The 5,646-nt window shown below is 62.9% G+C and carries 4 protein-coding genes, 3 tRNA genes and 1 pseudogene; 6 read left to right on the top strand and 2 right to left on the bottom strand.

Annotated elements, in window-relative coordinates; genetic code table 11:
* Nucleotides 1-171: 171 nt before the first annotated feature.
* Both efp and earP read right to left on the bottom strand, forming a co-directional pair.
* Entirely contained in the window at nt 172-729 is a 558-nt protein-coding gene (gene efp, locus EPN80_RS09205; protein ID WP_047214827.1) for an elongation factor P, read from the bottom strand.
* Nucleotides 730-846: 117 nt separating this feature from the next.
* On the bottom strand, nt 847-2,019 hold the full coding sequence (gene earP / locus EPN80_RS09200; RefSeq protein ID WP_293026028.1) for an elongation factor P maturation arginine rhamnosyltransferase EarP: 1,173 nt from the start codon (nt 2,017-2,019) through the stop codon (nt 847-849).
* A 102-nt stretch (nt 2,020-2,121) separates the two neighbouring features.
* Between earP and uvrC the strand changes: the two genes are divergently transcribed.
* The 6 genes and pseudogenes from uvrC to EPN80_RS09170 all read left to right on the top strand — a co-directional run.
* Nucleotides 2,122-4,110: an excinuclease ABC subunit UvrC gene (uvrC, locus tag EPN80_RS09195; RefSeq protein ID WP_293026026.1), complete on the top strand. Its 1,989-nt coding sequence runs from the start codon at nt 2,122-2,124 to the stop codon at nt 4,108-4,110.
* A 135-nt stretch (nt 4,111-4,245) separates the two neighbouring features.
* Nucleotides 4,246-4,839, top strand: a complete 594-nt coding sequence (pgsA, locus tag EPN80_RS09190) for a CDP-diacylglycerol--glycerol-3-phosphate 3-phosphatidyltransferase (protein WP_293026024.1) — start codon at nt 4,246-4,248, stop codon at nt 4,837-4,839.
* Nucleotides 4,840-4,941: 102 nt separating this feature from the next.
* A tRNA-Gly gene (locus tag EPN80_RS09185) sits at nt 4,942-5,017 on the top strand.
* Nucleotides 5,018-5,072: 55 nt separating this feature from the next.
* Nucleotides 5,073-5,148, top strand: a tRNA-Gly gene (locus EPN80_RS09180).
* A 193-nt stretch (nt 5,149-5,341) separates the two neighbouring features.
* A tRNA-Cys gene (locus EPN80_RS09175) sits at nt 5,342-5,415 on the top strand.
* Between the two features lie 111 nt (nt 5,416-5,526).
* Nucleotides 5,527-5,646, top strand: a pseudogene (locus tag EPN80_RS09170) (IS110 family transposase); the annotation flags it as partial.

Raw genomic sequence — 5,646 nt, 5'->3', positions numbered from 1 at the left:
TACGCTCCACGCTTCCTCCCCACACTCGGTCGCCCTCATGCAGTTGCGCTTCACTTCATTCGCTGTGACCAGCTTGTGGCGGGACTTACACCCGCAGGAGTGCGCCCATGCTGGGCGCACCAATAAAAAAAGCGCCTCGCAAGGCGCTTTCCGTTCCGCTGGCCGAATCGCTCAGGCGCGGCTGCGATACTCGTCGGTGCGGGTGTCGATTTCGATCTTGTCGCCAATGGCGCAAAACAGCGGCACCTGCAGTTCCATGCCGGTCGAGATCTTGGCGTTCTTCATCACTTTACCCGACGACGTATCGCCCTTGACGGCCGGTTCCGTGTAGATGATTTCACGCACCACCGTGGTCGGCAGTTCCACGGAAATGGCTTTCTCGTTATAGAAAACGACTTCGCATTGCATGCCGTCTTCCAGGTAATTCAGCGCGTTGCCGAGGTTGTCTTTTTCGACTTCGTACTGGTTGTAGTCGGCGTCCATGAAAACGTACATCGGATCGGCGAAGTACGAATAAGTCACTTCCTTGCGCTCGAGCATGACGACATCAAACTTGTCATCTGCCTTGTAAACGGATTCGCTGGGCGTTTCCGTCAGCAAATTCTTGAATTTCATCTTGACCACGGCAGCGTTGCGGCCAGATTTGTTGTATTCGGCCTTCTGCACGACCAACGGCTCGCCGCCGATCATGACGACGTTGCCAGCGCGGAGTTCCTGTGCGGTTTTCATAAAGCTAAGTCCTGTACCAATACCTATGTCGAATTGTGCCCACTTGCCGCTTTGCCAGCGTGGCCCGCGTCGGGTGCATAGGCATCAGATTCAGCAGCAAATACTTGAAAAAGCTTGTTATTTTAACTGATTTTTACAAAGCTGTACCAGCGCCGAGGCAAAGTCCTCGTGCCGCGCCAGGTGTTGCGCCCAGGCTCGTGCGTGGGCACTGAGCGCCGGCATGGCCTGCGCGAGTTCCTTCCAAGCCGCGGCAAGCGCCGACGCCTGCGACGGCGGGCCGAAACCGTTCCAGCCGTGCCAGAATCGCTGCAGCGCCGCAGCCGCCGATGCCGGCAGCGCGGCGCAATAGAGTCTCAGGAAAGCATCCAGCTTGAGCTCGTGCGCGGCGTCGGATTGTGGATAAATGTGCCAGGCTATCGGCCTGGCGGCCCATTGGGCACGCACGAAGGAGTCTTCGCCGCGCACGAAATTGAAGTCGCACGCCCACAACAACTGGTCGTAGCGGTCCTGGGGCAGGAACGGCAAACCATGTGCGCTCAGAGCGCCTTGCCTGGCGCTATCGCCAGGTCCCAGCGATTGCTTGCCGAAAAAGGCGGCAGCCTGGGGGCTGATGCGCCCTTGCGGGATCAGGCAGGTAACCGGGCGAGGGCCGTCGCGCCATGCCGCGAGCAAGGCCGGCAACGCCGGGTTTTCGTAGGCGAACAACGATATGGCAAGGGCTTGCGGCTCCGGTTGCGGCAGACGCAGCGTGTGCCAAAAATCCAGCCGCGCTTGCTCATGCGCCTGAAACGCATCGCGCCGTGCGAGCAGATCGTGCTCGCGCAGCAAGCCGCCGGTGGCGGCGCTGAAGCCGGGGAAGAAAAAAATCTTGGTCAACGGCAGGCGAGGGTGGGGGGAGCGCTGCAAGTGACAGCCGTCGACCCAGTCTTCCGCGCTCAGATATTCCATATTCAGCCACACTGGCGCCGGCTTGCACTCGGCCATCGCGTGCAGATAAGCCTGCGGAATGTCGCAGGCGAACGCCTCGATAACCACATCGGCCGGCCTCTCGGCCGCCGGTGGCGCCGGCCAGGGGGCCGGCCAGTGCCGCACGTCGACACCATCCAGGCTCTGGCTGGCGACCTGCGCGTCGATCTCCGGACGCAGGCGGGCAAAGCTGGCGAGATCATCCACCCACAACCGCACCGCCCAGCCGTGCTCGGCGGCCAATTGCCGCGCCAGGCGCCAGCACACGCCGATATCGCCGTAGTTGTCGACGACCGTGCAAAAAATATCGCAGCGCAAGCCCATCAGCGGCTATCCCGTGGTTTGATCTAAACTTGCAATTTTAGCCGGAAGCCGCACGCGCCTTGGTGCGCCAGCGGGCCCAGCCGCACCGCAGCATCCCGACTCATGACCGACACCGCTCCTGCCGACACGCCGTTCGACGCCAAATCCACGCTGGCCCAATTGCCCCACCTGCCGGGGGTATATCGCTACTACGATGTGGCCGGCACGGTGCTGTACGTGGGCAAGGCGCGCGACCTGAAAAAGCGCGTATCGAGTTATTTCAACAAAACCCAGCTGTCGCCCCGCATCGCCCACATGGTAAGCCGCATCGTGCGGCTCGAGACGACCGTCACCCGCTCCGAAGCCGAAGCGCTGCTGCTCGAAAACAATCTGATCAAGGCGTTGCGCCCGCGTTACAACATTCTGTTCCGCGACGATAAGTCGTACCCCTATCTGAAAATCACCCAGCATGCGTTCCCGCGCATGGCATATTACCGCGGCGCGACCGATCGCAAGCATCAATATTTCGGGCCATTCCCGGGCGCCTGGGCGGTGCGCGAGAGCATGCAGATCCTGCAGAAAGTGTTTCAGTTGCGCACCTGTGAAGACTCGGTTTTCGCCAACCGCACGCGCCCCTGCCTGCTGCACCAGATTCACCGTTGCACCGCGCCGTGCGTGGGGGCCATCAGTGCCGAGGACTATGCCCGCGACGTCCGCAATGCCGCCGGCTTCCTGTCCGGGCGACAAAACGAAGTGCTCAAGGCGCTCGAGGCAAAGATGCTGGCATACGCCGCCGAGCTCAAATTCGAGCAGGCCGCCGCGGTGCGCAACCAGATGAGCGCATTGTCCGGCGTGCTGCAGCAGCAGTCCGTGGAGACCAGCGGTGACGTCGACGCCGACGTGCTCGCCGTAGCCTTCGAGGGCGGCCGGGCATGCGTGAATCTGGCGATGGTGCGCGGCGGCCGGCATCTGGGCGACAAGGCCCATTTCCCCGCGCACCTCGATACGGCGGCGCTCGATACCGGCACCGACACCGACGCCGAATCCACCCGCGCCGGCGAACTCGAGAGCGGTATCCTCGAAGCCTTCGTGGCACAGCACTACCTGGGGCAGACGATTCCGCCGTTGCTGATCGTCAGCCATGCATTGCGCGAACGGGAGCTGATCGACCTGCTGGCCGAGCAGGCCGGGCGCAAGGTCAGCGTCGTGCGCCAGCCGCAGGGGCGCCGCCGTGCCTGGCTCGACATGGCTCGGCAAAACGCCGGACTCGCGCTATCCCGTCTGCTGGCCGAGCAGGGCACGCAGCAGGCGCGCACTCGCCAACTGGCCGACACCCTCGGGCTCGATCTCGAGGATTTGGGCGACCTGCGTATCGAGTGCTTCGATATCAGCCATACGGCTGGCGAGGCCACCCAGGCGTCCTGCGTGGTGTTTCATCACCACAAAATGCAGAACGGCGAATACCGGCGCTACAACATCACCGGCATTACGCCCGGCGATGATTACGCTGCCATGCGCCAGGTCCTCACCCGCCGCTACGGCAAAATGATCGAAGCCGAAGCCGAGGCGGCCGACGAGGCTATCGAGGAAGCTTCGCACGAGACGCAAGCGCAAGACGCCGCGCAGGCCGAAACGCCATCCGCGGCCACCGCGCCTGCCGCTCCGGTGATGCCCAATCTGGTACTGATCGACGGCGGCAAGGGACAGGTCGAGGTCGCGCGGCAGGTCTTCGAGGAACTCGGCCTCGATGTCGGGCTGCTGGTTGGAGTGGCCAAAGGCGAGGGTCGCAAGGTCGGGCTGGAGACCCTGGTCTTCGCCGACGATCGTGCGCCGCAGGAGCTCGGGCGCGAGAGCGCGGCGCTCATGCTGATCGCCCAGATTCGCGATGAGGCCCACCGCTTTGCCATCACCGGCATGCGCGCCAAGCGCGCCAAGGCTCGCCAGGGCTCGCGCCTCGATGAAATCGAAGGCATCGGCGCCAAGCGGCGCCAGCGCCTGCTGGCGCGCTTCGGCGGCCTGCATGGCGTGAGCGCGGCCAGCATCGACGAGCTCGCCAGCGTCGAGGGCATTTCGCATGCGCTGGCCGAGCAGATCTACCGCCAACTGCATTGACGCGTGCGGCGCGGCACGCCGCTCCCGCGCATCGCCTCGCTTGCCGCGCAGGCACGCGAATTGCCAGGGCGGGCCATAATCGGCACAATGCAGCCTGACCCACTTACCTCGCCCCCGTCCCGACAGCAGATTGCCATGCCATTCAATGTCCCCATATTCTTGACCTGGCTGCGGATCGTCCTGATCCCGTTGGTGGTCGGCGTGTATTACCTGCCGCTGTACTGGCTCTCGCCGCAGCAAATGAACTGGGTGGCGTGCTTCATTTTCGTGCTGGCCGCCCTGACCGACTGGTTCGACGGCTTCCTGGCGCGGCGCCTGAACCAGACCTCGGCATTCGGCGCCTTCCTCGATCCGGTCGCCGACAAGCTGATGGTCGCCGCGGCGCTCCTGATGCTGCTCGAACTGGGCCGCGTCAGCGCGCCGGTCGCGCTGATCATCATCGGGCGTGAGATCACCATCTCAGCGCTGCGCGAGTGGATGGCCCATATCGGCGCCTCGCGCAATGTCGCCGTCAATTCGCTGGGCAAGATCAAAACCTTCGCGCAGATGACCGCGATACCGTTTTTGCTCTTCAATGGGGTGCTCAGCGGCGGCGCGCTGCATATCGATACCTTCGTGTGGGGCACCTGGCTGATTTACCTGGCGGCCGTGCTCACCATCTGGTCGATGCTCTACTATCTCAAGCTGGCGTGGCCGCAAATCCGCGAGCGGGCCGGCACCCACATTTAAGCCCCGGACGGGGTTGACACGGAAATCCCGTTTGCCCCATAATCTGCCTCTCGCCGCGTACCGGGTTTCCGCGCGTGGCGTTGATCGGCAGTCATCGCCATTGCGGGAGTAGCTCAGTTGGTAGAGCGCAACCTTGCCAAGGTTGAGGTCGCGAGTTCGAGACTCGTCTCCCGCTCCACTGGTATCGATGAATTTGCGAGCGGTGTCGGCGCGCATGGCTGCGGTAAAAAAATGCGGGAGTAGCTCAGTTGGTAGAGCGCAACCTTGCCAAGGTTGAGGTCGCGAGTTCGAGACTCGTCTCCCGCTCCAAGATCCCGAGGGAAGCCGAGCTTCCCTTTTTATTTGTGCCGCAGGTGGCCTGCTGCGAGTCAGCCCAGGCGTGCGGTTACAATGCGACAACGGTTGAAAAGCCGGCTGGCGAATTCGGGTGGGGCGACTACATCGCACACTCGCAAGCAACAGCCGCCATGGTCGTGCGGGAAGTTCCGGCACGGCCCCGAATGGTGCGGTAGCAAAGCGGTTATGCTCTGGCCTGCAAAGCCAGCTAGGCCGGTTCGACTCCGGCCCGCACCTCCAGACAACACCCTGAAAAACGCCCGCGCGCCGACCCGCCGGGCGTAATGAGATGGTCACCCCCACCCTACACGCGGGTTACGCTGTAGGGTGTTTTTCTTTCTGGAGGCCATTATGCAGAATGTTACGCTGGTTGGAATCGATCTAGGCAAGCACTCGTTTCACCTTCATGGTCAGGACCGGCACGGCAAGGCCGTGTTTCGCAAGAAGGTGAGCCGCAAGCAACTGGTCGAG

The sequence above is a fragment of the Pandoraea sp. genome, from assembly GCF_004297875.1.
In the GTDB taxonomy this organism is placed as follows: Bacteria; Pseudomonadota; Gammaproteobacteria; order Burkholderiales; family Burkholderiaceae; genus Pandoraea.
The sequence above is the reverse complement of the archived record's forward strand: the minus strand, read 5'-3'. Positions and strand labels throughout refer to the sequence as shown.